The sequence below is a fragment of the Kitasatospora sp. NPDC059088 genome, assembly GCF_042738155.1.
Lineage (GTDB): Bacteria > Actinomycetota > Actinomycetes > Streptomycetales > Streptomycetaceae > Kitasatospora.
This window is the reverse complement of the sequence record NZ_JBHYGR010000090.1, coordinates 8,430-33,097: the sequence shown is the minus strand read 5'-3', so window position 1 is coordinate 33,097 and position 24,668 is coordinate 8,430. Positions and strand designations below refer to the sequence as shown.

The following is a 24,668-nucleotide window of genomic DNA, read 5'->3' as shown; positions in this document are numbered from 1 at the left end:
GCCCCCCGCGCGGCGCCTGCGCGCCGGCCGCGGGGGGGGGGGCGCCGGCCGGCGCCCGCCCCCCCCCCCCCCGCGGCCCCCGGAGGGCTCAGACCCCCGGGGACCGGCGTACCGGGGTGCCTCAGGCGGAGGTGCGGCGACGGCGGGTGTAGACCACCGCGCCCGCACCGGCGACCAGCAGGGCGGTGCCGGCGCCCGCGTACAGCAGGGTGCCGTCGCTACCGGTGGTGGCCAGCTTCTTGCCGTCGGCGGCCGCGCCCGGGATCGGGGTCGGGACGCTGACCTTGGCCGGCACGACCAGCGGCCGGCTCGGGCTGACCTTGGTGCCGTCCCCGGGGTGCACCGGGACGGTGGCGGTCGGCGGGGTGGACGGGCCGGCGCTCGGCACGGTGCTCGGGGTGCCGCTCGGGACCTCGGCGGCCGGGGTGGTCGGCGCGGGGGTCTTCGCGGGCTCGGTGGCCGGAGTGGTGGCCGGCGTCGTGGCCGGGGTGGTCGGCGCGGGGGTGGTCGGCACCGGCGGCAGCGGGGTGGTGGACGGCGTGGCCGAGTGCGAGGGCGCGGGGGTGTGGCTGGGCTCCGGGGTGTGCGACGGCGTGGCCGAGTGCGAGGGCGCCGGGGTGTGCGAGGGGTTGGTGCTCGGCACGGCGGTCGGCTTGCCGGTCGGGGCCGGGGTCTGCCCGCCGCAGTCGACCTTGAAGACCTTCTGCTTGGGGTTGCTGACGTCCGGGTTCTCCGGCAGCTCGCCGTCGACCAGCGGCACGGCCGCCCAGAGCAGCTTGTAGTGGCCGTCCGGGAGCTTGATGTCCTCGGTGCGGATGTGGCCCTCGGAGTCGACCGGGAGGTCGCCGTACACGACCGGCTCGGTCATGTCGCCGTTCATGTCGAAGATCGCCCAGAGCACGTCCTGGTTCGCGTCGAAGCCGAAGGAGTCCAGGTAGAAGGTGCAGACCTTGGGCTCGTTGCGCACGTCCTCCTGACCGGTGCCGGCGTTGTGGATCCTCACGGTGCCGTTGTTGCCGGGGGCGCCCTTCCCGTTGCCGCCGGCGGCGGCGTGCGCGGCGGGGGCGAGCAGGAGCAGGGCGGCGGCGGTGGGGACGGCCACCAGGGAGCGGGCGGCGGTGGAGCGGAGGTGCATGGGTGTTCCATCGGGTACGGCGGGCCGGACGAGTCCGCGCGGTGGGTGGGGGCCTTCGGTCGCCCGCCGGGCGGGGGCCGGCTGGGTACGACGTGAGGGGCACAAAAGTTCCCGCAGGACGAAAGGTGACGCAAGGGGGATTTGGCAGAAATGCAGCGCTGAGGGCGATTTATCCGACTAGTTCCCCACAACGATCCGATCACCCGGTTGTGGTGAATTCATGTGCAGCGCAGGCCTCTGACGTGGTGATGTGCCGATCGGGACCCGGCTCGCCGGGCCGCGAGGACGGCCCGCGGGGCGACGACGGGACGGGTGGCGGGTGGCCGGTAATGGCCGGTTCGCGGGCCGGGTCCGCGTGTCATGGCGGCGGGCGGTGGGCCTGGTTCTCTATCGTCCGTCTGGAACCGCCCAGCCCGCCGATTCCGTTGCGCGTGCGGCCGATCGCGTCAGCCACCGGTCGAGCCAGCAGCCGATCCGACCCCAGGGGGAGTGCTCGATGCCCGGCCCAGAGCAGCAGCTGCGAGCGGAGCGGCAGCAGCCCGCTCCGACCGAGGACAGTGCCGACGTCATCGTGGTCGGCGCCGGACCGGCCGGCTCCACCGCCGCCTACCACCTCGCCCGCACCGGCCTGGACGTCCTGCTGCTGGAGAAGTCCGCCTTCCCGCGCGAGAAGGTCTGCGGCGACGGCCTCACCCCGCGCGCCGTCAAACAGCTGGTCGACATGGGCGTCGACGTCTCCGAGGAGGCCGGCTGGCTGCACAACAAGGGCCTGCGGCTGATCTCCGGGCACCGCTCGCTGGAGTTCGACTGGCCCGAGCTCTCCGCCTTCCCCGGCCACGGACTCGTGCGCCGCCGGGCCGACTTCGACGAGCTGCTCGCCCGCCGGGCCGCCGCGGCCGGTGCCCGGCTGATCGAACGGGCCAACGTGGCCGGGCCGTTGACGGACCAGCGGTCCGGCCGGATCACCGGCGTCAGCGCCAAGGTGGGCGAGGAGCGCAGGCCCGTCGAGTACCGCGCCCCGCTCGTGGTCGCCGCCGACGGCAACTCCACCCGGCTGTCCGTCGCGATGAAGCGCTACCGGCGCACCGACCGCGCGATGGGCGTGGCCTACCGCACCTACTTCACCACCCCGCGCCACCAGGACCGTTACCTGGAGGCCTGGCTCGACCTGCGCCACCCCGACGACCCGGCCCACCGGCTGCTGCCCGGCTACGCCTGGGTGTTCGGCATGGGCGACGGCACCGCCAACGTCGGCCTCGGCGTCCTCGACACCGCGAAGACCGACCTGGACTGGCGCGAGCTGCTGCGGCGCTGGTGCGCCGACCTGCCGCCCGACTACGGCTACCACCCCGAGGCCGTCACCGAGCCGATCCGCGGCTCCGCCCTGCCGATGGGCCTCAACCGCCGACCCCACTACGCCGACGGCCTGTTGCTGATCGGCGACGCCGGCGGCACGGTCAGCCCCGGCACCGGGGAGGGCATCGCCTACGCGATGGAGTCCGGCCGCTACGCCGCCGAGACCGTCGTCCAGGCGCACGCCCGCCGCACCGACCGCGGCCGTGAACTCGCCCTGCGCGCCTACCCGCAGAAGCTCCGCTCCGCCTACGCGGGCTACTTCGCGCTGGGCCGGCTGGCCGCCGACCTGCTCGGGCGGCCCCGGCTGCTCGGTGCGGCCGGAGCCGCCGGGCTGGGCCACCCGGCGCTGTTGAAGGTGGCCTTCCGGCTGATGGTCAACCTGACCGAGCCCGATTCCAAGGACGCCCTGGACCGGCTGCTCCACCTGCTCGGGCGGGTCGCCCCGGGGCGGTGAGGCCGGCGGCCGGGCCGCCCCTCCGTCCGAGTGAGCGGCCCGGCGTCCCGGGCGTGGCCGAAACCGGGGAATCCGGTCGGTCTTCGGCCAAGTCGTGTTGACGAATGATCAGTGAATCCGCTTGCCTGGTGGCGAACCGGCCACGGAGGGTGAGCGCAATGCCCTCCGCGGCTGCTCTCCCACCGATCCTCGTTCGACGGAGACACCGTGCGCCTTCGCCTGCTCGTCGCGCCCCTCGCCGCGGCCGCCGCCCTGACCGCCGTGAGCATTCCCGCCGCCGCCGCCGACACCAGGGCGGCCACCCCGTCCGACCAGTGCTCCGCGGCGTTCTTCGACGGCGACTCCCGCCTCGGCCCCGAGGACCTCCCGACCACCGGCCCGGTCGGCCGCCAACTCGCCGGCTACCAGCGCACCGGCGGCGCCGGCGAGCAGGACTTCCTGACCAAGTACTACGACCCGACCGCCAACGGCGGCAAGGGCGGCTGGATCTACCCGCCGTCCGACGGCTACGTCACCCTCCCCGACGGCAGCCCGGTCGAGTTCGACCTCACCCTGTACCCGAACCAGAACATCGACCGCTACGGCAGCGAGTACGGCTCCTTCCTCGCCCCCGAGGGCCTGCCCTACGCCAACCGCGCGATCCCCCCGCAGAGCCTCGACAGCGTCCCGGCGGCCGGCTGCAACTACCACGACTACAAGGTCGTCAAGCCGTTCAAGGTGCACGCCGGCCCGATCGCCCCCTGGTTCAACCAGCCCGGCTGGGGCCTCCAGTACCAGCTCGACGCCGCCCTCGTCCCCAGCGGCCCGGCGAAGCTGAACGTGCTCTGGCTCGTGGAGAACGGCTACCTCGCCCGGATCTGACCGGACTCCGGCCGGACCGGTCGCCGCCGGATTAATCACTGGCGGGCGCGGCGCGACGGGAGGTAGGAAGGCGGGGTGACCACCAGTGACCTGGCGACCGACCGGCGCCCCTTCCAGCCCGAGGTCCTCGACCTGGGCGCCTTCCAGCTGCGCCCCTGGGGCCGCGCCCTCGACCTGCCCGGCGGCACCGTCGCCGCCGTGACGGCGGCCGCCGCCGACGCGGAGATCGCCCGCTGGAACCCCCTGCACGACGCCACCCACCCGGCCGGCGCCGAGGCCTACCTCGACCGCGCCGACCAGCGCTGGGCCGACGGCAGCACCGCCTGCTTCGCCGTCACCGACCGCGCCGACGGCCGGCTGTGCGGCAACGTCGTGCTGCTCTGGACGGACCAGGGCGAGGGTGTCGCCATGGTCGGCTACTGGCTGCTCGCCGCCGCCCGCGGCCGCGGCCTGGCCACCCTCGCCACCACCGCCATCACCGACTGGGGCGTGCGCACCGCCGGGGTGCGCCGCATCGAGCTCTACCACGCCGTCGGCAACGACTCCTCCTGCCGGGTCGCCGCCCGGGCCGGCTTCCCGTACGAGGGCACCCTGCGCGGCTCCTACCGCTACGGCGACGGCCCCTACAACGACGAGCACCTCCACGCCCGCCTGGCCACCGACCCGCCGGTCACCCTCGGCTGAACCCGGGGCCGGACAACCGGGTCACGGCCCGCCCCGGCCCGCCCCGGTCTCCGCCGACCCGCGCCCGCCCCCGCCTCCGCCGGGCCGTCCATCGCCTGTCTACCGGTGCTCCGTAGGTTCCGCCGCAGTAATGTCACCGATCCTCTGGAGAGACATGTTGCGGTTGCGAACGACCGTCCCAGGCCCGGCGGCGGGGGGATCGCCGCCCCGACGCCGGGCCGAGGGGCTGCGCCGGGTCCTGCTGGTCCTGCTGGCGATCCTCCTCCTGCCGTTCGGGGCGAACGGGCCGGCGCACGCGGCCCAGGACGACCCGTCCCAGCGCTACCTGAACTTCATCGGGGACCTCCAGCGCAACTTCACCCGCCCGTACCGCGGCGACTACAACATCACGCTCGACAATGCCACCCCCGTGACGGTCAACCTCTTCGATCTGGTCCACCCGAACCGGGATCAGCCGGCGAACATGGAGACCGGGCTGATCATCGCGCCGAACGACCTCTACATCTGCGGCTTCTACACCATCCGGGACGGAGTGCGGACGGTCTACCGCATGCGCGACGACGGCATCGGCTCGTCCAGGGTCGCCCGCAACACGTGGTTCAACCAGCAGCGGCAGCGACGCCAGGACCCGGACAGGTACGTCTACCTCGACACCATCGGTGTGGAGTACGGCGATCTCAGGAACGAGAGCGTCACGCCGGGCAACCCCTTCGCCTTCGAGAACGGCTGGGCGAACATCGACGCCAATGCGCTGACGCGCGCCGTCGCAGTCCTGGAAGGCGTCCTCGTCGATCCCTCGAATCAGGAGCGTGCCGCCCAGCGGACACCGTGGTTGCGCAGCGCTCTGATGGTCCTCGTCGAAGCCCTGGCCGAGGGCACCCGGTTCCGCAACATCAGGGACGCCATCGGGGCGGCGCTGCGCAGCGGGATCCCGGCCCGCATCGCGCAGTTCGAACCCCAGATCCAGACCTGGAACGCGCGGAGCAGCGACCTGTGGGAGGCCAACCAGGACCCGGGCAACTCCTGGTTCGCCGCCCGAGCGGCCGCCGTCGGGCTGGCCGTCCTCCAGGTCCGGACGGGGGGTCCGATCTGCCGGATCCCGCGGTCGAGCGACGGCGCGCCCGGGTGCGGCCGCCCGCTGGTGAACGCGAGTTTCAGCACCGGCCGCGACGTGTACCTCCTCCAGGGGCCGTTCGTCGCCCGCATCAAGGACGCTTCGCAGAACGCCGTCCTGGCCGGAGGCACGGAGGACACCGTCTCCCACCTGTGGCCGGTCCTGGCGGGCACGCCCTTCGCGAACGGCTTCGACGCGGCCTTCACGCTGCCGGAGGACCCGGACGAGGTGATGCTGTTCCGCGGGGACCAGTACATGCGGATGCGGTTGGACTCCGACGGGAACGCCAAGGTCACCAAGGCGCCGACGACGATCGCGGACGGGTGGCACAGCCTGGCCGGCAGTGACGGCACCAGGCCCTTCACCCAGGGGGTCGACTCGGCCCTGTCGGTGATGGAGAACCAGGTCTTCCTCTTCAAGGGCGACACCTACGTGTCGCTGGAAGTCAACATCGGCAGCTCCACCGACCGCGTGCTCAACGGGCCCAAGCCCATCGGCGACAACTTCAGGGCCCTGGCCAAGGCCGGCTGGACCGACGGGTTCAACGCGGCCGTCCGCTGGCCGGGGGTGCAGACCTTCGACCGGGCCTTCGCCGCCTTCTTCCGCGGGAACCAGTGGACCAGGGGATTCGTCGCGGCCGGCGGCCCGGACAGCGACCTCGTCTTCACCGCCGATGCGCTGCGCTGGGGCGTCCTGGCGGGCACGATCTTCGCCGCGGGCGACACCACCGGCATGACGAAGATCCCGCGGATGGACGACAAGGGCGGCCCGACGAGCACGCCCCCGCCCTCGGCGGCCGGCGTCTCGCTGGTCAACGACAGCACCGGCCGGGTCGCCGACGTCGACCAGGCGAACCCCGCCAGCGGCACCAAGGTCAAGGCCCTGGGCGGGAAGGGGAACCAGGCGCAGAAGTGGAACCTGGACCGCCAGGACGACGGCCGGTTCGCGATCCGCACGGCCCTCGACCCCGGCCAGGTCCTGGAGGCCAACGGCAACCGGTCGCAGAGCGTGGACGGCACCAGCTACGACACCGCGCTGCAGCGGGACGGCGGTGGTGCGAACCAGCGCTGGCGGCTCGACGCGCTGGGCGGGCAGACGTACCAGCTCGTCACCTCGGACGGCGGCTGCCTGACCGACCAGGGCGAGGACAAGGCCCTGGCCTTCTGGAGGTGCACCGGGGCCTTCGAGCAGCGGTGGCACCTGGAGGGCGGCACCAGCACCGGTGATCCCGGGGGGCGGGGCTCCGCGGGTTCCCCCTTCGACGACTCCGCGGACGACCGGGGGACGAAACCCGCGTCCGCCGGTGACTGCCGGCCGGAGGGGATGACGCCCACGGACGGTGTGTCGGCCCGCTACTGCGACGTCTACGACGGCAGCGGCCGGGAGTGGGTCGGCAACGGCCGTTCCCGGCGCGCGGTGGGCTACTTCACCGGGTGGCGCTCCGGGGCGAAGGGCGATCCGGCCTACCTGGTGTCGAACATCCCCTGGTCGAAGGTGACGCACGTCAATTACGCCTTCGCCAAGGTGGACGGGAACCGCATCAGCGTCGGCGACGTGAACGACCCGGAGAACCCGGCCACGGGCATGACCTGGGACGGGGACCGAAACGCGATGGACCCCGCCCTGCCGTACAAGGGGCACTTCAACCTGCTGAACACGTACAAGAAGAAGCACCCGGCGGTGAAGACGCTGATCTCGGTCGGCGGCTGGGCGGACACGCGCGGCTTCTACGCGATGGCGACCAACGCGGACGGCTCGGTCAACCAGGCGGGGATCGACACGTTCGCCGACTCCGTGACGGAGTTCCTGGACCGCTACGGGTTCAACGGTGTCGACATCGACTACGAGTACCCCGGCGCCCTGCCCAGTACGGGCAACCCGCTGGACTGGGACGTGTCCGATCCGCGGCGCAAGGGGCTGCAACAGGGCTACACCGCGCTGATGAAGACCTTGCGGGCGAAGCTGGACCGGGCCGGTGCGGACAAGGGCCGCTACTACCTGCTGACCTCGGCCGGGTCCGCCTCCGGCTACCTCGTGCGCGAGCTGGACGCCGGCCAGGCGCTCCAGTACCAGGACTTCGTCAACGTCATGAGCTACGACCTGCACGGCTCGTGGAACAAGTACGTCGGCCCGCAGGCCCCGCTGTACGACGACGGCCGCGACAACGAGCTGGCGGACGCCGGGATCTACGACGACCAGCGCGCCGACACCAAGGACTACGGGAAGAACGGGTACTTCAACGTCGACTGGGCCTACCACTACTACCGCGGTGCCCTGCCGCCCGGGCGGATCAACCTCGGCATCCCCTTCTACTCACGCGGCTGGCAGAACGTGCAGGGCGGTACGGACGGCCTGTGGGGCACCTCCGCCATGCCCGACCAGTCCAAGTGCCCGCGGGGCGTGGGCGGCCGGGGGCCGGCCAAGGGCCAGGACTGCGGACTGGGCGCGACCGGCATCGACAACGTGTGGCACGACACGGAGGACGGCCGTGAGGTCGGGGCCGGGTCGAACCCGCTGTGGCACACCAGGAACCTCCAGGACGGCCGCACCCCCGGCTACCTGAAGGCCTACGGCGTCGACCCCGGCACCGACGCCGGGAAGCCGACCGGCACGTACGCGGAGAAGTACTCCGACCCGCTCCAGTCGTCGTGGCTGTGGAACGACGCCAAGAAGGTGTTCCTGTCGACGGAGAACGAGAAGTCCGTCGACGCGAAGGCGAAGTACATCGCGGACAAGGGCATCGGCGGGGCGATGATCTGGGAGCTCGCCGGTGACTACACCAAGCGCGCGAACGGCGAGTGGGGGATGGGCTACGACCTGACCACCCGGCTCGACAACGCCCTCAAGGGCGCGGGGGCCTCGGGCAACGCCACCGGCGGCGGCAAGTCGCTCCCCGCCCAGGTGATCGACGTCAAGGCCGAGCTGGTGGACTTCCCCACGGCAGTGGCGGACATGTGGCCGATCCAGCCGAAACTGCGGATCACCAACAGCTCCAAGGTCGCCCTCGCCCAGGGCACGGAGATCTCCTTCGACCTCCCCACCTCCACCACGCCGGTGGTGAAGGACGGCGCCTGGAAGGTGATGGGCGGCATCACCCCCGGCCACAGCGGTCCGAACGCGGGGGGCTTGAAGGGCGACTTCCACCGGGTGACGATCAAGCTCGGTTACTGCGAGGACGTTCCGGCCGGCAGGTCGAAGGACATCGACGTCAAGTACTACCTGCCCGTCACCGGGCCGGCGAACGTGACGTTCAGGATCGGCGGGACGGAGTTCGGTTCGACGGGTGACCGGCGCCGCGCCGTGACGACGGTCGACCCGCCCGCCCCGGCGTCCGGCTCCCAGTGCCAGGCCGCGCCGTGGCAGGCGCACGCCTACAACCCGAACCCGTCGTTCGCGTTCTGGCAGACCGGCGACAAGTGGATCATCGAGGACCGCAACAGCGGCAACGTCCTCGACCACCCCGGGAGTTGGGCCGACGCCCACCTGTCGATGAAGCAGGCCGGCAACGCCAACCAGCTGTGGACGGTGAGCGAGGACTCCCAGGGGTGGTACCACATCAAGTCCGGTACCAGCGGCCACGACCAGTGCCTCGGCGCCACCACGGCCAGGGGCACCCTCACCGTGCGGGACTGTGACGGCAAGGTCGACCAGTGGTGGCGCCTGGTACGGCTCAGCACGGACCAGGCCACCGCGGGCAAGCCGCTGCTGGACTCGGCGGCCCCCGGCGGCCCCGTGCACGGCGCCGCCTACGCCCTGGGCGGCTTCGTCGGCGGGAACGACGACTGGTGGAAGGTGCCGGCCTACCTCGCCGCACCCGCCAACAGCGCCACCGCCTCCAGCACGAAGATCATCGCGGGGGACACCGAGGGGGCCTGGGCCTCGACGGTGTCGTGGAACGGCTCCTACTGGCGGGCCAAGTGGTGGAACAAGGCCACGGACGAGCCCGGCAGGAGCGACGCCTGGCAGAAGCTCGGCCCCACCCCCTGACCGCCTCGGACCCCGACCGGGGGGTGCCGGGACTCGGGTAATGACGACCGAGGACCTGGACACCCCCGGCCGGGGCCCCGGTCAACCGGGGAGCTGGGTGAACTGGGCGAGCTGGATGAGGTTGCCGCAGGTGTCGTCCAGCACCGCGACGGTGACCGGGCCCATCGCCGTGGGCTGCTGGGTGAACCGCACCCCGAGCCGGTGCAGGCGGTCGTACTCGGCGTGCACGTCGTCCACCGCGAACTGGGCGGCCGGGATGCCGTCCTCGACCAGCGCGGTCTTGTACGGCCCGACGGCGCGGTGGGCGTCGGGCTCCAGCAGCAGCTGGGTGCCGTCCGGCTGCTCGGGGGAGACCACGGTGAGCCAGCGGTACGCGCCGAGCGGGACCTCCGCCTTCTTCACGAAGCCCAGCACCTCGGTGTAGAAGCGCAACGCCTTGTCCTGGTCGTCGACGAACACGGTGGTCAGGTTGATCCTCATGGGGTGCCCTCCTACGCGCCCGGGTGGTGGCGGCCGTCGCCGAGCCGATCGTAGATCGCCCGCAGCCAGGGCTCGCGGACGGCGGGCAGCCGGGCGAGGTGGTGGCGCAGCAGGTACCGGTCGGGTTCGAACAGGAAGGCGGGGCGCAGCGGCAGCGGGTCGTCCCGCTCCTCCCCGGCGGGCAGCCTGGTGGCGAGACGGGGCGGCGGGAAGGCCAGGTACGTCCACACCCCGGCGTCCAGCGGGACGGCCACGGTACCGGAGGGCGCCGGCCAGGCGGCGCCGGTCCACGGGTGGCGGGGGACGAGGGCGATGTCCGGTGCCGGGACGGCGGCCAGGCCGGGCCCGGTCAGGCGCAGGGCGCGGGCCGGGGGACCGCCGGGGAGCAGCCGCCGCAGGGCGCGGCCGAAGGTCTCGGTCAGCAGGCCGGGGGCCGTGGCCACCGGCTCGCCGCCGGAGGCCGCCAGCAGCCCGGCCAGGGCCGACCCCACGGCGGCGCTCCAGCGCTCGTTCCACCAGCCGCCCGGCTCGACCGGGGGCGCCGGCGGCACCGTCCAGCCGTCCCCGGCCGGCCGGGCCGGGCCCTCCACCGGGAGGCGCCGCACGGCCCACGGACGGAGCCACACCGCCTGCCAGCGGTAGCAGTCGTCGATCCGGGCGCCCACCTCGCGCCCACAGCCCGCGCAGGCCAGGTTCGGGCCGCCGGCCGCCGCGCAGCAGCCCTCGCAGCGCTCGGGGAGCAGCACGGTGGCCCGGGTGTCGCCCGGGGCCAGCAGCACCGCGCCGCCGGGGCCGCTCCACAGGCCGTCGACCGGCGCGTACAGGCCGTGTTCGGCGGCCTCCGCCGCCGTGATCGCGGACCACGGGCGCCAGGGCCGTTCGGTCGGCTCCGGGTCGAGGGCGAAGGTGCCGGGCTCCAGCAGCGGCGGCAGGTACCGGTCCCCGCCCTCCCGGTGGGCGTGCGGCGGCAGCGCCACCTCCGCCACCGGCACCGTCAGCTCCGTACCGCACCCGGCGCACGCGAACACCGCCACCCGCTCCCCTCCCCGTCGACGGACCTCCGGAGTATTCCGGCCCGCGCGGCGCCCGCCAAGCGGCTTTCCGGTGCCCGGGGCGGCCGTTCCGGGCAGGCTGCGCGCCGGGCCGGGGAGCGTCCTAACCTGGAAGGGCGCGCGGTGCGTGACCTGCGCGGGGGAAGCCCCGACGCAGGGCCCGGAGCACGGGAGAGGTGGCCATGACGGTGATCTCGGCGGCCCTGATCGGCACCGACTGGCGGCCCCGGCTGCCCGGCGGCGCCGAGCTGTTGCGCGAGTGCGCCGTGCGGGGCTGGACGGTGGTGCTGACCGGCCCCGGCCCGGCCGGGGTGCGGGCACTGACCGTGACCGCCCCCGGTGGCGATGCCGTGCGGGCCGCACTGGCGCTGGTGGGCGGCGGGCCCTCGCACGCGGTGGCCGTCGCCGGGAGCGTGCGCGAGGTGCTGGCGGCGCGCCGGGCCGGGGTGCCCTGCGTCGCCCTGGAGGCCGGCGGGGACGCCGGTCCCGAGCTGCGGGCGGCCGGCGCGGACGAGGTCCACCGCGACGCCGCCGCCCTGCTGCGCGTCCTGGACGACAGCCTGCTCGCCCGTCCCCGGGCCTTCGGGCGCGTGGCCGCCGCAACCGGCGGCCCCCGGAACGGTTAACGCCGGCCCGTACCGGGCAACCGCCCGGGTGCGAGCACGTCACCGGAAGTGTCGGAGGTGACCGAGATGGACGGACCCGCGTTGAGCGGATGGGAGCGGCGGCTCCTCGAGGAGATCGAGTCCGATCTGCGCCAGGACACGCGCCTCGACCGGAAGTTGAGCACGATGGGGGCCAAGCGGCCGAACCGGTTCCTGGACGCCCTGCGCGGCGTCGGGCGCCGGATCTCGGTCGGGGTCCTGTTGACCGTACTGGTGATGACGTCGATCTGCGTGGGCATCGGCGTGCGCACTCCGACCACTGCGGTGCTGACCGCCCTCGGGGTGGTCTGGGCCGCCTCGGTGGCGGCCTCGGTGGCCGCCACGGCGCTGCTGCGGCGGCGACGGGCGCCGGGCCGGGGCGACGGCGTCGTCGGCGGTGCAGCCCCGGACCGCGAGGACGGGCGGGACCGCCGGGAACGCCGGGACCGCGGGGAGGGACGGGACCGCGGGGACGGCCGGGACGGACGTGAACGAAGGCCCTGGGACCGCCCGGAGGCGTGACGCGACGGGGGGCCGAACCATCGAGAGGTGCGCATGAGTACCGACCTGTGGGAGTACCGCCCGGGCTCCCACCCCGCCGCCGACCTCAGCCTGGTCGGGTACGAGGCCCAGGCGACCGACGGACCCCTCGGCCGGGTCGACCAGGACGCCGGCGACCACCTGGCCGTCGACGCCGGCGCCTGGGTGCCGGGTGCGAGGGTGCTCGTCCCGGTCGGTCTGGTCGCCCGGATCGACCACCTGGACCGCGCCGTCCACCTGGACTGCCCGCGCGCCCGGCTGGGCACCGTCCCGCCGCCCGCCGAGCACCTCACCACCGCCCGCCGGCGCTGAGCCGTGGACCGCTGACCATGGGCTGGCCCGCCACCACCCTGACCGGCCGGACGATCGCCTTCCTGGTCGCCCCGTACGGCACCGAACAGGAGGAACTGGCCTCGCCCTGGCAGGCGGTGCTCGAAGCCGGCGGGCGCCCGCGCCTGCTCTCCACCGCGCCCGGCCGGGTCCAGGCCGTCCGGCACCGCGCGCCCGGGGACACCTTCGCGGTGGACGTCCCGGTGGCCGAGGCGGACCCGGCGGACTACGCCGGGCTGGTGCTGCCCGGCGGCGTCGCCGGTCCGGACGCGCTGCGGCTCGACCCGGCAGCGGTCGCCTTCGTCCGGGCCTGCTGCGCCGCCGGCCGCCCGGTCGCGGCGATCTGCCACGCCGCCTGGACCCTGATCGAGGCCGACGCCGTCCGCGGCCGCACCCTCACCTCCTGGCCCAGCCTGCGGACCGACCTGGTCAACGCGGGCGCCCAGTGGGTCGACCGGGAGGTGCACGTCTGCCGGGACGGCCCGGGCCCGCTGGTGACCAGCCGCGCGCCGGGCGACCTGCCGGTGTTCGAGGACACCTTCGTCACCGAGTTCGCCCACGCGGCGGCCGGGCGACGGAAGTGACGCGGGGTCAGAGGATTCGTCCGAGGGTGCACGTCCGGGGCGGAGGAGCGTGACCGCGCCGGGGTCAGTCCCCGCGCAGGCGGACGAAGGTGGCGGTGGGCGGGCGGCCGGTGAGGGTGACCTCGGCGCGCAGCGGGGCGGTGAGCGGGTGCACCCGGCCGTGGTCGGGGTCGGCGGCGGGCGGGCCGAGCAGCGGGCCGGCCGCCCGGGCGACCTCCCGGGCCTGCACCGGGGTGAGCCGTGGGGTGGTCAACAGCACGCGGCCGTCGCCGAGTTCGAGCACCAGGGCGTGCGGCCGGTCGGCCGGACCGGTCAGGGCGCGGACGGTGGCGTCCTCGGTGTCGCTGCGCCGGTACTTGACCCAGGCCCGGCCCGCGCCGCGCGCCCGGTACGGGGAGGCGGCGGCCTTGCACACCAGGCCCTCCACGCCGGTGTCGGCCAGCTGGGTGATCCACGCCACGGCCTCCGCCCGGTCGGTGGTGGCCAGCACCGGCTGGATCGGCGGCGGGACGTCGGCCAGCGCGGCCAGCAGCAGCCGGCGCCGGTCGGTGAGCGGCAGGCGCCGGACGTCCCGGCCGGGCAGGGCCAGCAGGTCGAAGGCGATCAGCCCGAGCGCGACGTCCGGGGCGGCGGCCCGGGCCTGCCGGGTGTGCAGCAGCTCCTCGAAGGCGAACCGCCCGGCCCGCCAGGCGACCAGCTCGGCGTCCAGCACCAGCCCCTCGGGCAGCCGGGCGACGGCGGCGGCGATCGGCGGGAACTCGGGGGCGAGGTCGCGGCCGCTGCGGGACTGCAGGAAGGCCGGCCGGTCGCCGCGGGCGAAGGCGACACAGCGGAAGCCGTCCAGTTTCAGCTCGTACTGCACGCCGCCCCCGCCCAGCCCGTCGGCGGGCGGCACGGCGGTGACGGCGGCGGGGCGCATCACCTCGACCGGCGGGTGGAGCGCCTGCCGCGGCTGGGAGGGCCGCGCCGGGGCCGAGGTGGCCGAGGTGGCCGAGGGTGCGGCACCGGCGGCGGGTGCCGCGGGCAGCGGCCGGGCCTGCTCCGGGTCCAGCAGCGGCGCGAACAGGTCGCCGTGCGCCGCCAGCCGGCCCGGCAGCTCGGCGAGGGTGAACACCAGCTCCGCCTCCCCGCGGGCCCGCTCCAACTCGGCCCAGGCCAGCGGGGCGGAGACCGTCGGCAGCGGCCGGGCCCGCAGGGTGTACGGGGCGGCGGTGGTCTTCTTGGCGTTGTTCTGCGACCAGTCGACCAGCACCCGGCCGCGCCGCCGGGCCTTGGCCATGGTGTGCACCACCAGCTCCGGGTGCTCCGCCTCCAGGGCGGCGGCCAGCGCCTTGGCGTACCCGGAGACCTCGGCGCTGGGCGTGGGCTCGATCGGCACCAGCAGGTGCAGGCCCTTGGAACCGGAGGTCTTCACCCAGGCCGACAGGCCGTCCGCGGCCAGCCGCTCGCGCAGCAGCAGCGCGACCGCCCGGCAGGTGAGCACGTCGGCGCCCTCGCCCGGGTCGAGGTCCAGGACCAGCCGGTCGGCCAGCCCGGGCGCGGCGGCGTGCCACTGCGGGACGTGCAGCTCCAGGCAGCCCAGGTTGGCGACCGCCAGCAGCGCCGCGCCGTTCTCCAGCACCACCTGGCGCAGCTCCCCGGCGGTGCTCGGCACGTCCACCGTGCGCACCCAGTCCGGGGTGCCCGGCGGCGGGTTCTTGGCGACGAACACCTCCGCCTCGACGCCGTCCGGGCAGCGCAGGAAGGAGACCGGGCGGTCCCGCAGGTGGGGCAGCAGGGCGGTGTGCACCGCGGCGTAGTAGCGCAGCACCTCGCCCTTGGGGGTGCCGATGCTCGGGTAGTACACCTTGTCGAGGTGGGACAGGGCGAGGGTGTGCCCGTCGACCGTCATCTGCGGCATCGGCGCTCTCCGGGAGTGCTGCGGTGGCCCCCTCAGCCAGTCTGCCCCGCCCCCGCCCCCGCCGCCCGGGCCCGGCGACCGGAGCCCGCGGCTGCTCCACCGGGGTCCGGCTCACGGCGCCGGGGTCCGGCTCACGGCGCCGGGGCGGGCCGGGGCGCGCCCGGGTAGGTGCCGAAGTACCAGTGGTTGCCCTCCGGGTCGGCCGCGGCGAAGTCGCGCGAGCCGTAGTCGGTCTCGGTCAGGCCGGTGGTGATCCGGGCCCCGGCGGCCACGGCCCGGGCGTGCACGCCGTCCGGGTCGGCGGTGACCACGTACGCGCTGAACGTGCCCGGCTCGCCCCGCCACTGGCCCGGCGCGGTCTCGCGCACCGAGCCGAGCATCACGCCGCCGCCCTCCGGCCAGGCCAGTTCGGCGTGCGCCACGAACTCGCCCTCGCCGTAACTGGCCACCTCCTGGAAGCCGAAGGCCTCCACCAGGAAGCGGATCAGGGCGCGGGCGTCGGTCGCGCGCAAGGTGGGCCAGACCTGCGGGGCAGGGGTCTCGGTGTCCATGAATCTCACTCCTCGGGTGCGGTGGTTACGCCTCCCACTCTGCGGCCGCCCCCGCCGCCCCGCCTTGGACGTTTCGGAACTTGCCCTCCTCCGGCCCCTCCGCCGCCAGCCAGGCACTCGGCGCCGACCCCGCCAGCGCGCGGAACTCCCGGGCCAGGTGCGCCTGGTCGAAGTAGCCGCAGCGGAGCGCCAGTTCCGCCAACCGGGGCGGCGGCGCGCCGGTCGCCAGCAGGTGCCGGGCCCGGTCGAAGCGGATCACCCGGGCGGCGGCCTTCGGGGTCAGCCCGGTCTCCCGGCGGAACCGCTCCTGGAGGTGCCGGGCGCTCCACCCGGTCTCCCGGGCCAGCTCGGCCACCGGCAGCGCCCCGCCGCTGCGCCGCAGCGCCCGCCAGGCCCAGCCCACCTCCGGCGGTACCAGGCCGGACGGCCGGGCGGCCCGCAGCAGCGCCCCGTCCAGTGCGGCGAACCGCTCCGCCCAGCCGTCGGCCGCCCGCAGCCGCTCCTGCAACTGCGGGCCGAGCCGGCCGAGCACGTCCTCCGCCGGGACGTCGATCCCGGCCAACTCCCCTGCGGGCAGGCCGAACAGCGCCCGGGCGGCGAGCGGGTGCACGGCGATCTGCACCCCGGACTGGGCGCCCTCGTGGGTGATCAGCGCGGGGGAGGTGTGCAGCCCGCCGAGCAGCGTCGGGTAGCTGCCGGGCGGCTGCGCCGGATCGGGGTGGCCGGCGATCACCAGCGGCTCGTCCAGGGTGAGGATGAAGGTCAGGTACGGGGAGGGCAGGCCGCGGTGCACGGCCGGGGCCAGGCCGCGCTGGCGGTAGCCCGAGTACCAGGCCACGTACGGGCGCAGCGCCGTCGCGGGCCGGGCGCGGACGGCCTCGTCGACCGGGTCGGTGGCTTGCGTGGTCACGGGTTCCAGTATCGGCGCCCGCGGTCGCGGGCGGGAGCGCGGTCGCCTACGGTGAGGGCACGGTCACCCTGTGAGGGGCGCGGTGCGCCGCCGGGGGATGGCCGCCGGGGGGCAACACCGACGAAGGAGTCCCCGTGACCACTGCCCGAGACATCATGCACACCGGCGCCCAGTGCATCGGCGCCCACCAGACGCTGGACGAGGCCGCGAAGATGATGCGCGACAAGAACGTCGGCGCGCTGCCGATCTGCGGCGACGACCAGAAGCTCCACGGCATCATCACCGACCGCGACATCGTGGTGCGCTGTCTCGCCGAGGGCAAGGACCCGGCCGCCATGACGGCCATCGAACTGGCCGGGCACCTGCACTGCGTGCGGGCCGACGACAGCATGGACACGGTGCTCAAGAAGATGGAGCAGCACCAGATCCGGCGCATCCCGGTGATCGACGGCGACCGGCTGGTCGGCATGATCAGCGAGGCCGACCTGGCGATGGGTCACCGCGAGGGCCACCGGCTGACGGACCAGCAGATCATCGAATTCATGGACAGCGTCTACTCGAAGCGCTGACGCGCCCACCTTGTACGACGGCCCCGCCGTGCCCGCGGCGGGGCCGCTCGCCGTCTCATGGGCTGGATTTTCCTTTCTCGCAAGGCGAGATGCGGGCACAATCGCGCACATGGGAAAGCAGTACGAATGCATCGACGGCCGGCTGCGGCAGTTCATCGAACGCCAGCCCGTCTACTTCGTCGCGACGGCACCGCTGGCCGGTGACGGGCACGTCAACCTCTCGCCCAAGGGCCGCTCCGGCACTCTCGCGATCATCGACGAACTCACCCTCGCCTACCTGGACTTCGGCGGCTCGCAGGCCGAGACCATCGCCCACCTGCGGGAGAACGGCCGGATCACCCTGATGTGGTGCGCCTTCGACGGCCCGCCCACCGTGGTGCGGGTGCACGGCCACGGCGAGCCGGTCTTCCGGGACGACCCGCGCTTCGCGGACCTCCTCGCCCGCTTCGAACCCGGGGCGGACGGCTCGGGCCTGCGGGCGATCGTGCTGGTCCGGGCCGAACGGGTCAGCGACTCCTGCGGGTACGCCGTGCCGTTCATGGACTACCGCGCCGACCGCGACCTGCACGCGCAGTACTTCGACCGCAAGGACGAGGACGAGTTCGGCGCCTACTGCGAGCGCAAGCCCCTCGTCGCCACCAGCATCGACGGCCTGCCCGCCCTCCCCCTCCCACTCCCCGCCCGCCCGACCGCGTCGACCCAGTCGGCCTGAGGGTCTGCGGGCCGGACGGGCGGGGCGGACGGTGACATGGCGAAGCCGCCGTACCCCGGGGGTGCGGCGGCTTCGTGGGTGCGTGGGGGCGGCGGGCTTACTTGCCCAGGCCGGCCTTGACGGAGCAGATCGGCCAGGCGCCGGGGCCCTGGGCGGCGAGGACCTTCTCGCCGATCGCGATCTGCTGGGCCTTGGAGGCCATGTGGGCCTGCGGGGCGTACGCGGTGCCGCCGAAGGCCGCCCAGGTGCTGGAGGTGAACTGCAGGCCGCCGTAGAAGCCGTTGCCGTTGTTGATGGCCCAGTTGCCGGTGGCCTCGCAGGAGGCGACCTTGTCCCAGACCGACGCCGGCGCGGCGGAGGCGCTGGTGGCCGTGACGAGGCCGGCCACCGGCAGCGCGGTGAGCGCCCCGGCCATCAGAGCCATCCGGACGCGGTTGCGGCGCTTCGGGGTGGCAGTGGTGGTGGCAGCGGCAGTCTCGTTACGGAAGGTCATGCGTTTCCTTTCGGAGGGGGTGTGCGGGCGTGCGGAACCAGGCCTTCGGAAGGCCGTCGGTTGCGGGGACGCATCGCTCGCGCGGTCCGGCACCGTTCCTGCCCGGGGGCCGTGGGGCCCGGCCGGAGCGGAATCGCTCGGTGCAACGAGTTCGAAGGTACGGGGGTGGTCGTGGCGGTTTCAAGGAATCGCAGGTTCGAGCACGTCAGAGGCCTGTTACCGCAGGTAGCGATCACGAAAATAAGGTGATTCAGACCGATTTGCGGCTATTTCCAAGATCAAACCACCCCCGGAAGTGGCCCCGGTCACCGCGAAGGCCGTGTGAGGCCGCGCACACCGTCGACAGCGCGTGACGGCCCGCCCGCCCCCGGTACCGGCGCGGCGCCGCCGCGGGCCCGCCCGGGTGGCCCGCGCCACAGCCCTCACCCGGAGTGCCCCCGCCGGCCACCCACGGTGGCGGGCATAGCCTTCCGCCCATGAGCAATGACAGCGATGCGGCCGACACCGGGGCCGTCGAGGGCGCGGGCCGACCGGCCGGCGTCGAGCACGGGGAGCACCAGCCGGCCGTCGCACCGAGCAGCTTCGAGCTGGGGACCGACGGACCCAAGGTGATCCTGGCGGGCCTGGACGGCTCCGACTCCTCCTGGCGCGCCACCGCCTACGCCGCCGGACTGGCCCGCCGGCAGGGCGCCCAGCTGGCCGTCGCCTACGTCCAGCCGATACTCGGCGCCGCCACCGCCCTGGCCGGGGCCGCCGTGGAGGAGACCACCCAGGAGGTCGCCGACGAGCTGCTGGCCGCGCTGCGCGAGGCCGAGCAGCGGGTGAGCGAGGTCTGGCGGGTGGAGTGGAGCTTCCTCACCCTGCGTGGCGACCCCTACGCCGGCCTCGCCAAGCTCGCCGACGAGCTGCGCGCCGACGCCGTGGTGGTCGGCGTCTCGGAGCAGGCCGGGCACAAGGTGATCGGCTCGGTCGCGGTCCGGCTGGTCAAGGCCGGCCGCTGGCCGGTCACCGTCGTGCCGTAGCCGTAGCCGTAGCCGTAGCCGTAATAGGGGTGGCCGTCGGAGGGGTGGCCGCAGTGGTACGGGCCCGGACCGCCCGCCGGGCGGCGCCGGAGCGGCGGGTAGGGTGCGTGACCATGACGGAGACGTCGGGCGCGCACCCCACCGAGCCGGCCCACCCGACCGGTAACGACCTGCATCTGGACCTGCCCGCCACCGGCGGCCGCCGCGCCGCACTGATGGCCGCGCTGCGCGAGGCGATCCGCAGCGGCAGACTGGCCCCCGGCACCCGACTGCCGCCCTACCGGGCCCTGGCCACCGACCTCGGCCTGGCCCGCAACACCGCCGCCGAGGCCTACGCCGAGCTCGTCGCCGAGGGCTGGCTCACCGCCCGCCAGGGCTCCGGCACCACCGTCGCCGACCGCGCCGCACCCGTCCCGCCCACCCGGGCCCGCCGCCCCGCACTCCGCTCCGGACCGGCGCACGACCTGCGCCAGGGCCAGCCCGACGCCGCCTCCTTCCCCCGCGCCGCCTGGTTGGCCGCCGCCCGCCGGGCCCTCACCGCCGCCCCGAACGAGGCCTTCGGGCCGGGCGACCCCCAGGGCCGGCCCGAACTGCGCGCCGTCCTCGCCGACTACCTCGCCCGCGCCCGCGGCGTGCGCACCGACCCCGACCGGATCGTGGTCTGCTCCGGCTTCGCCCACGCGCTGCGCCTGCTCTTCGACGGTGCCGCGCCCGCCCTGCCGCCCGCCGACCAGGGGCCGCTGGCCGTCGAGGCGTACGGGCTGGGCTTCCACCGCGGGCTGCTGGCCGCCGCCGGCGTCACCGCCGTCCCGCTGTCGATCGACGAACAGGGCGCCCGGATAGGGGAGTTGGCCCGGTGCCCGGAGGTCCGGACGGTCCTGCTCACCCCCGCCCACCAGTTCCCGACCGGCGGCCCGCTGCACGCCGGGCGCCGCGCCGCCGTGATCGACTGGGCGCGCGGACGCGGCGGGCTCGTCCTGGAGGACGACTACGACGGGGAGTTCCGCTACGACCGCCAGCCGGTCGGCGCCGTCCAGGGGCTCGACCCCGAACGGGTCGTCTACCTCGGCAGCGCCAGCAAGAGCCTGAGCCCGGCGCTGCGCCTCGGCTGGATGGTCCTGCCGGACCACCTGGTCGACCGGGTGCTCGCCGCGAAGGGCGAACGCGAGGCCTGGGCCAGTGCGTTGGACCAGCTGACGCTCGCCGAGTTCATCGACTCCGGCGGCTACGACCGCCACCTGCGCCGGATGCGCCGCCGCTACCGGGACCGCCGCGACCAGCTGGTGACCGCGCTGGCCGCCCACGCCCCGCACATCGAGGTGTCCGGCATCGCGGCCGGCCTGCACGCCGTGCTGCGGCTCGCCCCCGGCACCGAACGGTCCGTTCTCCAGGCCGCCGCCCATCGCGGCCTGGCGGTCGAGGGGCTCGCCGACTACCGGCACCCGGCGGCCGATCCGGCGGCGACGCCCGCCGTCGACGGCCTGGTGGTCGGCTACGCCACGCCGCCGGACCACGCCTGGCCGGCCGCGCTCCGGGCACTGTGCGACGTCCTGCCGTCGCCGGCCTGAGCGCCTGCCGGCCGGAGCACCTATCGGCCTCAGCGCACCTGCCTCAGCGCACCGGCCTCAATGCGCCGGCCTCAATGCGCCAGCCCGGCCTGGGCGCACCGGCCCGAGCAGGCCGTCCGGGTGCGCGGCGAAGGATAGGGCACCGGCGGTTCCGCCGGGCCGGAACGCGGACGGTCGGTCCCCGGCGTCCGCCCGCCGCTCGTACGCGAGTACGGGTTCGGGCCGAGGAGGGCGGCCCCGACGGCGCCGCCCCCTACGCTCCTTGGACATGCGCAGAACACATCTGAGCCGTGCCGCGCTCGCCGTGGGCCCGGCCCTCGCCGCCGGACTGCTGCTGGCGGCACCCGCCCGGGCCGCCGACAGCCCGCTGCCCCTGACGGCCGTCTCCGACCACCAGACGACCGGCCGGGGAGGTGAGTTCACACTGACCCTGACGCTCACCAACCCGTACGACACCCCGATCCAGTTCGTCTACCAGAGCGTCCAGGAGACGTACGACACCAGCCTGGTGAAGGGGCTCAAGTACACCGCCACGGCCTGCGGCACCCAGACCAACGGGTGCAGCGACAACGTGCACGGCGGCATCGCCCGCTACGACGTCCCGCTCGCCCCCGGCGCCAGCAGCACCTTCACGGTCACCTACGCCGTGGCCCCGGACTCGGCCTGCGGCCAGGGCGTCCGGATCGACTTCTACTCGTACCTGTACTACGAGTACCAGGGCGGCCTGGCCAACAACTCCGGCATCCTGGGCATCCCCGGTACCCAGGTCGCCTGCTGATCCACCCCCTCCCCCCGGCGCGGCCCTCGCGGCCGCACCCCCCGTACACCCGTCAGGTGCCGGCCACCCCCGTACCGGCACCTGACGGGCCTTCCGCATGCGTCGGTGCCGGTGCCGGTGCCGGAGGTGGAGTCGGTGCCGGGCTCGGTGTCGGAGCCGGGTGACAGGGTTCGGACCATGCCCGACTACGCATGGATGCCGTACCGCCCCGGACCGGACGACGACCTGCCCCTGCCCCTGCCCCTGCCCTACGGGCTGTACGCCGCCCTGCGGGAGCAGGTGGGCCCCGAGCACACCTCCCGGGTCGGCTGGCTGCTGCGCCCCTCGCTGGAGCTGCGCGCGGACGTCGCCGAGGAGGAGCCCGGCTGGACGTCCGTCGGGCGGACCGGCGGATCGGCGGCGCTGCCGCCCGGCGTCGACTGGCCCGAGGGCGACGGCCACCCGATGGAACTGCTCGCCCGACTCGACTGCGCCCGGCTGGCGGAGGCCTTCCGGGCCGGTGGCGGCGGTCGCTGGCCGTTGCCGGTCGAGGGCCTGCTGCTGTTCTTCCACGACCCGATGCCCGCCGACCTCGACGGGGAGAGCTGCCGGGTGCTGCACGTCCCGGCCGGGAGCCCGGAGCGTCCGGCCCCGCCGGACCCGGACGGCCTGGAGCCGCTGCCCGCTCGGCCGGTCCGGGCGCGCTGGGCCCTGTCGGCGCCCTCCTACCTGGAGGACGAGCTGCGGGCGCTGCTCGCGGGTGACTACCTGGTGGCCATGGGCGTCTCGGACGCCTGCCGCGAGCACCTCGGCGGCGCCGACGTCCGGCTCCTGGGGTGGTGCGACAGCGACAACACCACCCGCCCCGACGGGCACCGGCCGCTGCTCCAGGTCGAGGGCTCGGCGGTGGACGCGCGGTGGGGCGAACTCGTCAACGTCTCGTTCTGGATCACCGAGGAGGACCTGGCCGCAGGCCGCCTCGACCGGGTGCGGCAGGGCCTGGAGGTCGCCTGAGCGGTGTGCCGGGTTGACGGCAGGGGGGCTGCGCGGCAGGAGGGCGCGCGGGGTGGGGTCGGGTCGGCGGGGCGCCCGGGGTACGGGGTACGGGGTGAGCCCCCGCGAACGGGTGTTCCGGTGACGATAGCGGCCCGTGGGGGCGGATCACCGGAGATTCACCCTATCGGGGGGTAGTGGGCCGCCGTACGGGCTCCGTCGGGTTCTGGTGATCTAGGGTTCCGGATGGGCCGCCGGGCGATGGCGGTCGTCCTCTCGATACTCGCCAACTTCCCCACCAGCTCGCGGATCTGATGATCCGTCGCGGAGCATGCCCCGGAACCGGAGCGGTACCGGCCCCGGCTGCGTGATCCGACCACACGAATGGAGACCCCTGCCGATGTCCGTGGACACGACGAGCCCGGAGACACAGCAGGACCGGCAGCAGAGCCTCGCGACGGCCGCTGCCCGCAACCTTGCCACCACGACCAAGTCCGCCCCGCAGATGCAGGAGATCACCTCCCGCTGGCTGCTCAAGGTGCTCCCGTGGGTCGAGGCCCACGGTGGTGCGTACCGGGTCAACCGACGGCTCACCTACACCGTCGGCAACGGCGTGGTGGAGTTCATCAAGACCGGATCCCAGGTCCGCGTGATCCCGGCCGAGCTGGGCGAACTCGCCCTGCTGCGCGGCTACGAGGACGAGGAGGTGCTGACCGCCCTCGCCGACCGCTGCCAGCAGCGCGACTTCGGCCCCGGCGAGGTGCTCACCACCCAGGGCGAGGCGGCCGACCGGATCTTCCTGATCGCGCACGGCAAGATCAACAAGATCGGCACCGGCAAGTACGGTGACGAGACCGTGGTCGGCGTGGCCGCCGACGGCGACCGCTTCGGCGACGACTCGCTGCTGAACCCGGACGCGGTCTGGGAGTACACGGCGAAGACCACCACCTCCGGGGTCGCCCTCACCCTGAGCCGGGACGACTTCGCCCGCATCCGGGACAACGCGCCGAGCCTCCAGGAGCACCTGACGACGTTCCTGTCCCTGCCGCTGCAGGCCCAGAACGAGCGCGGCGAGGCCGAGATCGCCATGTCGGCCGGCCACCGCGGCGAGTACGAACTCCCCGGCGCCTTCGTGGACTACGAGCTCAAGCCGCGCGAGTACGAGCTGAGCGTCGCCCAGACCATCCTCAAGATCCACACCCGCGTCGCGGACCTGTACAACCAGCCGATGAACCAGACCGAGCACCAGCTCCGGCTGACCATCGAGGCCCTGCGCGAGCGGCAGGAGCACGAGATGATCAACAACCCGGAGTTCGGCCTGCTCAACAACGCCGACTTCGACCAGCGGATCCAGACCCACTCCGGCCCGCCCACCCCGGACGACCTGGACGAGCTGCTCAACCGCCGCCGCGACCCGGACTACCTGCTGGCCCACCCCAAGGCCATCGCCGCGATCGGCCGTGAGTTCAACGCCCGGGGCATCTACCCGCACCACGTCGACCTCGGCGGGCAGCAGGTGCCGGCCTGGCGCGGGGTTCCGATCCTGCCGTGCAGCAAGATCCCGATCACCAAGGAGAACACCAGCTCGATCCTGGTGATCCGTACCGGTGAGGACAACCAGGGCGTCATCGGCCTGCACCAGACCGGGCTGCCGGACGAGTACCAGCCCTCGCTCTCGGTCCGCTTCATGGGGATCGACGAGAAGGCGATCATCTCCTACCTGGTCAGCGCCTACTACTCCTGCGCGATCCTGGTGCCGGACGCGGTCGGCGTGCTGGAGAACGTCGAGATCGCGCACCGCCGCCACTGAGCGCGCGGAACGGCGGGCGCGGGCCGTAACCGGTCGGCGCGAAGATCGTTTCACCTGATGGCGGACGGCCCCCCCCCGCGGGGCGGCCGGCCCCCGAGAACCGGGGAATTACAGGTGAGATTAAAAAAAAGAAACAGTGGGCCACAAAACCAAATTTTTTAT

Annotated in this window: 22 protein-coding genes and 1 pseudogene; 15 read left to right on the top strand and 8 right to left on the bottom strand. The window is 74.2% G+C overall.

Annotated features, from left to right (window positions below):
* Window positions 1–121: 121 nt before the first annotated feature.
* Window positions 122–1,135 (bottom strand): LPXTG cell wall anchor domain-containing protein, encoded by a 1,014-nt coding sequence (locus ACFWXO_RS31410; RefSeq protein WP_380527922.1) that lies wholly within the window; start codon window positions 1,133–1,135, stop codon window positions 122–124.
* Window positions 1,136–1,631: 496 nt separating this feature from the next.
* Between ACFWXO_RS31410 and ACFWXO_RS31405 the strand changes: the two genes are divergently transcribed.
* From ACFWXO_RS31405 to ACFWXO_RS31390, 4 genes are all read left to right on the top strand, one after another.
* Window positions 1,632–2,945, top strand: a complete 1,314-nt coding sequence (locus tag ACFWXO_RS31405) for a geranylgeranyl reductase family protein (RefSeq protein WP_380527919.1) — start codon at window positions 1,632–1,634, stop codon at window positions 2,943–2,945.
* 207 nt (window positions 2,946–3,152) lie between these two features.
* Complete coding sequence (locus ACFWXO_RS31400) at window positions 3,153–3,806, top strand: TNT domain-containing protein (protein ID WP_375886738.1); 654 nt, start codon at window positions 3,153–3,155, stop codon at window positions 3,804–3,806.
* A gap of 75 nt (window positions 3,807–3,881) precedes the next feature.
* Window positions 3,882–4,490: a GNAT family N-acetyltransferase gene (locus ACFWXO_RS31395; RefSeq protein ID WP_375886741.1), complete on the top strand. Its 609-nt coding sequence runs from the start codon at window positions 3,882–3,884 to the stop codon at window positions 4,488–4,490.
* Between the two features lie 154 nt (window positions 4,491–4,644).
* Window positions 4,645–9,591, top strand: a complete 4,947-nt coding sequence (locus tag ACFWXO_RS31390) for a glycosyl hydrolase family 18 protein (protein WP_380527914.1) — start codon at window positions 4,645–4,647, stop codon at window positions 9,589–9,591.
* A gap of 81 nt (window positions 9,592–9,672) precedes the next feature.
* Here ACFWXO_RS31390 and ACFWXO_RS31385 read toward each other — a convergent pair whose 3' ends face one another.
* Together ACFWXO_RS31385 and ACFWXO_RS31380 are read right to left on the bottom strand one after the other, a co-directional pair.
* Window positions 9,673–10,071, bottom strand: coding sequence for a VOC family protein (locus tag ACFWXO_RS31385; RefSeq protein ID WP_380527911.1), 399 nt, complete (start codon window positions 10,069–10,071; stop codon window positions 9,673–9,675).
* An 11-nt stretch (window positions 10,072–10,082) separates the two neighbouring features.
* Complete coding sequence (locus ACFWXO_RS31380; RefSeq protein ID WP_380527908.1) at window positions 10,083–11,105, bottom strand: hypothetical protein; 1,023 nt, start codon at window positions 11,103–11,105, stop codon at window positions 10,083–10,085.
* Window positions 11,106–11,305: 200 nt separating this feature from the next.
* On the opposite strand from ACFWXO_RS31380, the gene ACFWXO_RS31375 reads away from it, so the two are divergent.
* From ACFWXO_RS31375 to ACFWXO_RS31360, 4 genes are all read left to right on the top strand, one after another.
* Entirely contained in the window at window positions 11,306–11,749 is a 444-nt protein-coding gene (locus ACFWXO_RS31375; protein ID WP_380527905.1) for an HAD family hydrolase, read from the top strand.
* A gap of 66 nt (window positions 11,750–11,815) precedes the next feature.
* Window positions 11,816–12,289: a hypothetical protein gene (locus ACFWXO_RS31370; protein ID WP_380527903.1), complete on the top strand. Its 474-nt coding sequence runs from the start codon at window positions 11,816–11,818 to the stop codon at window positions 12,287–12,289.
* Window positions 12,290–12,322: 33 nt separating this feature from the next.
* The gene (locus ACFWXO_RS31365; RefSeq protein WP_380527900.1) at window positions 12,323–12,619 is read left to right on the top strand and encodes a PRC-barrel domain containing protein; all 297 of its coding nucleotides are present in this window, start codon (window positions 12,323–12,325) and stop codon (window positions 12,617–12,619) included.
* Between the two features lie 17 nt (window positions 12,620–12,636).
* A complete protein-coding gene (locus ACFWXO_RS31360) occupies window positions 12,637–13,221 on the top strand; it encodes a type 1 glutamine amidotransferase domain-containing protein (protein ID WP_375886759.1) in 585 nt (194 codons plus the stop codon).
* Window positions 13,222–13,285: 64 nt separating this feature from the next.
* Here ACFWXO_RS31360 and ACFWXO_RS31355 read toward each other — a convergent pair whose 3' ends face one another.
* The 4 genes and pseudogenes from ACFWXO_RS31355 to ACFWXO_RS31340 all read right to left on the bottom strand — a co-directional run bounded on the left by ACFWXO_RS31355 (window position 13,286) and on the right by ACFWXO_RS31340 (window position 16,582).
* The gene (locus ACFWXO_RS31355) at window positions 13,286–14,140 is read right to left on the bottom strand and encodes a DNA ligase (RefSeq protein ID WP_375887044.1); all 855 of its coding nucleotides are present in this window, start codon (window positions 14,138–14,140) and stop codon (window positions 13,286–13,288) included.
* 102 nt (window positions 14,141–14,242) lie between these two features.
* Window positions 14,243–15,121, bottom strand: a pseudogene (gene ligD, locus ACFWXO_RS31350) (non-homologous end-joining DNA ligase); the annotation flags it as partial.
* A 131-nt stretch (window positions 15,122–15,252) separates the two neighbouring features.
* Window positions 15,253–15,672 (bottom strand): VOC family protein, encoded by a 420-nt coding sequence (locus tag ACFWXO_RS31345; protein ID WP_375886761.1) that lies wholly within the window; start codon window positions 15,670–15,672, stop codon window positions 15,253–15,255.
* A gap of 25 nt (window positions 15,673–15,697) precedes the next feature.
* Window positions 15,698–16,582 (bottom strand): helix-turn-helix domain-containing protein, encoded by an 885-nt coding sequence (locus ACFWXO_RS31340; protein ID WP_380527896.1) that lies wholly within the window; start codon window positions 16,580–16,582, stop codon window positions 15,698–15,700.
* 134 nt (window positions 16,583–16,716) lie between these two features.
* On the opposite strand from ACFWXO_RS31340, the gene ACFWXO_RS31335 reads away from it, so the two are divergent.
* Window positions 16,717–17,151, top strand: a complete 435-nt coding sequence (locus ACFWXO_RS31335; RefSeq protein ID WP_375886767.1) for a CBS domain-containing protein — start codon at window positions 16,717–16,719, stop codon at window positions 17,149–17,151.
* Window positions 17,152–17,260: 109 nt separating this feature from the next.
* A complete protein-coding gene (locus tag ACFWXO_RS31330; RefSeq protein WP_380527893.1) occupies window positions 17,261–17,863 on the top strand; it encodes a pyridoxamine 5'-phosphate oxidase family protein in 603 nt (200 codons plus the stop codon).
* Between the two features lie 97 nt (window positions 17,864–17,960).
* Here the strand turns inward: ACFWXO_RS31330 and ACFWXO_RS31325 are convergent, their stop codons facing one another.
* Entirely contained in the window at window positions 17,961–18,356 is a 396-nt protein-coding gene (locus ACFWXO_RS31325) for a transglycosylase family protein (protein WP_375886773.1), read from the bottom strand.
* Between the two features lie 476 nt (window positions 18,357–18,832).
* Between ACFWXO_RS31325 and ACFWXO_RS31320 the strand changes: the two genes are divergently transcribed.
* From ACFWXO_RS31320 to ACFWXO_RS31300, 5 genes are all read left to right on the top strand, one after another.
* Complete coding sequence (locus ACFWXO_RS31320; RefSeq protein ID WP_380527890.1) at window positions 18,833–19,378, top strand: universal stress protein; 546 nt, start codon at window positions 18,833–18,835, stop codon at window positions 19,376–19,378.
* A gap of 113 nt (window positions 19,379–19,491) precedes the next feature.
* A complete protein-coding gene (locus ACFWXO_RS31315; RefSeq protein WP_380527887.1) occupies window positions 19,492–20,946 on the top strand; it encodes a PLP-dependent aminotransferase family protein in 1,455 nt (484 codons plus the stop codon).
* Window positions 20,947–21,214: 268 nt separating this feature from the next.
* Complete coding sequence (locus ACFWXO_RS31310; RefSeq protein ID WP_375886782.1) at window positions 21,215–21,724, top strand: hypothetical protein; 510 nt, start codon at window positions 21,215–21,217, stop codon at window positions 21,722–21,724.
* A 177-nt stretch (window positions 21,725–21,901) separates the two neighbouring features.
* On the top strand, window positions 21,902–22,717 hold the full coding sequence (locus ACFWXO_RS31305) for a DUF1963 domain-containing protein (RefSeq protein ID WP_380527884.1): 816 nt from the start codon (window positions 21,902–21,904) through the stop codon (window positions 22,715–22,717).
* 379 nt (window positions 22,718–23,096) lie between these two features.
* Complete coding sequence (locus ACFWXO_RS31300; RefSeq protein ID WP_375886785.1) at window positions 23,097–24,506, top strand: family 2B encapsulin nanocompartment shell protein; 1,410 nt, start codon at window positions 23,097–23,099, stop codon at window positions 24,504–24,506.
* Window positions 24,507–24,668: the final 162 nt, after the last annotated feature.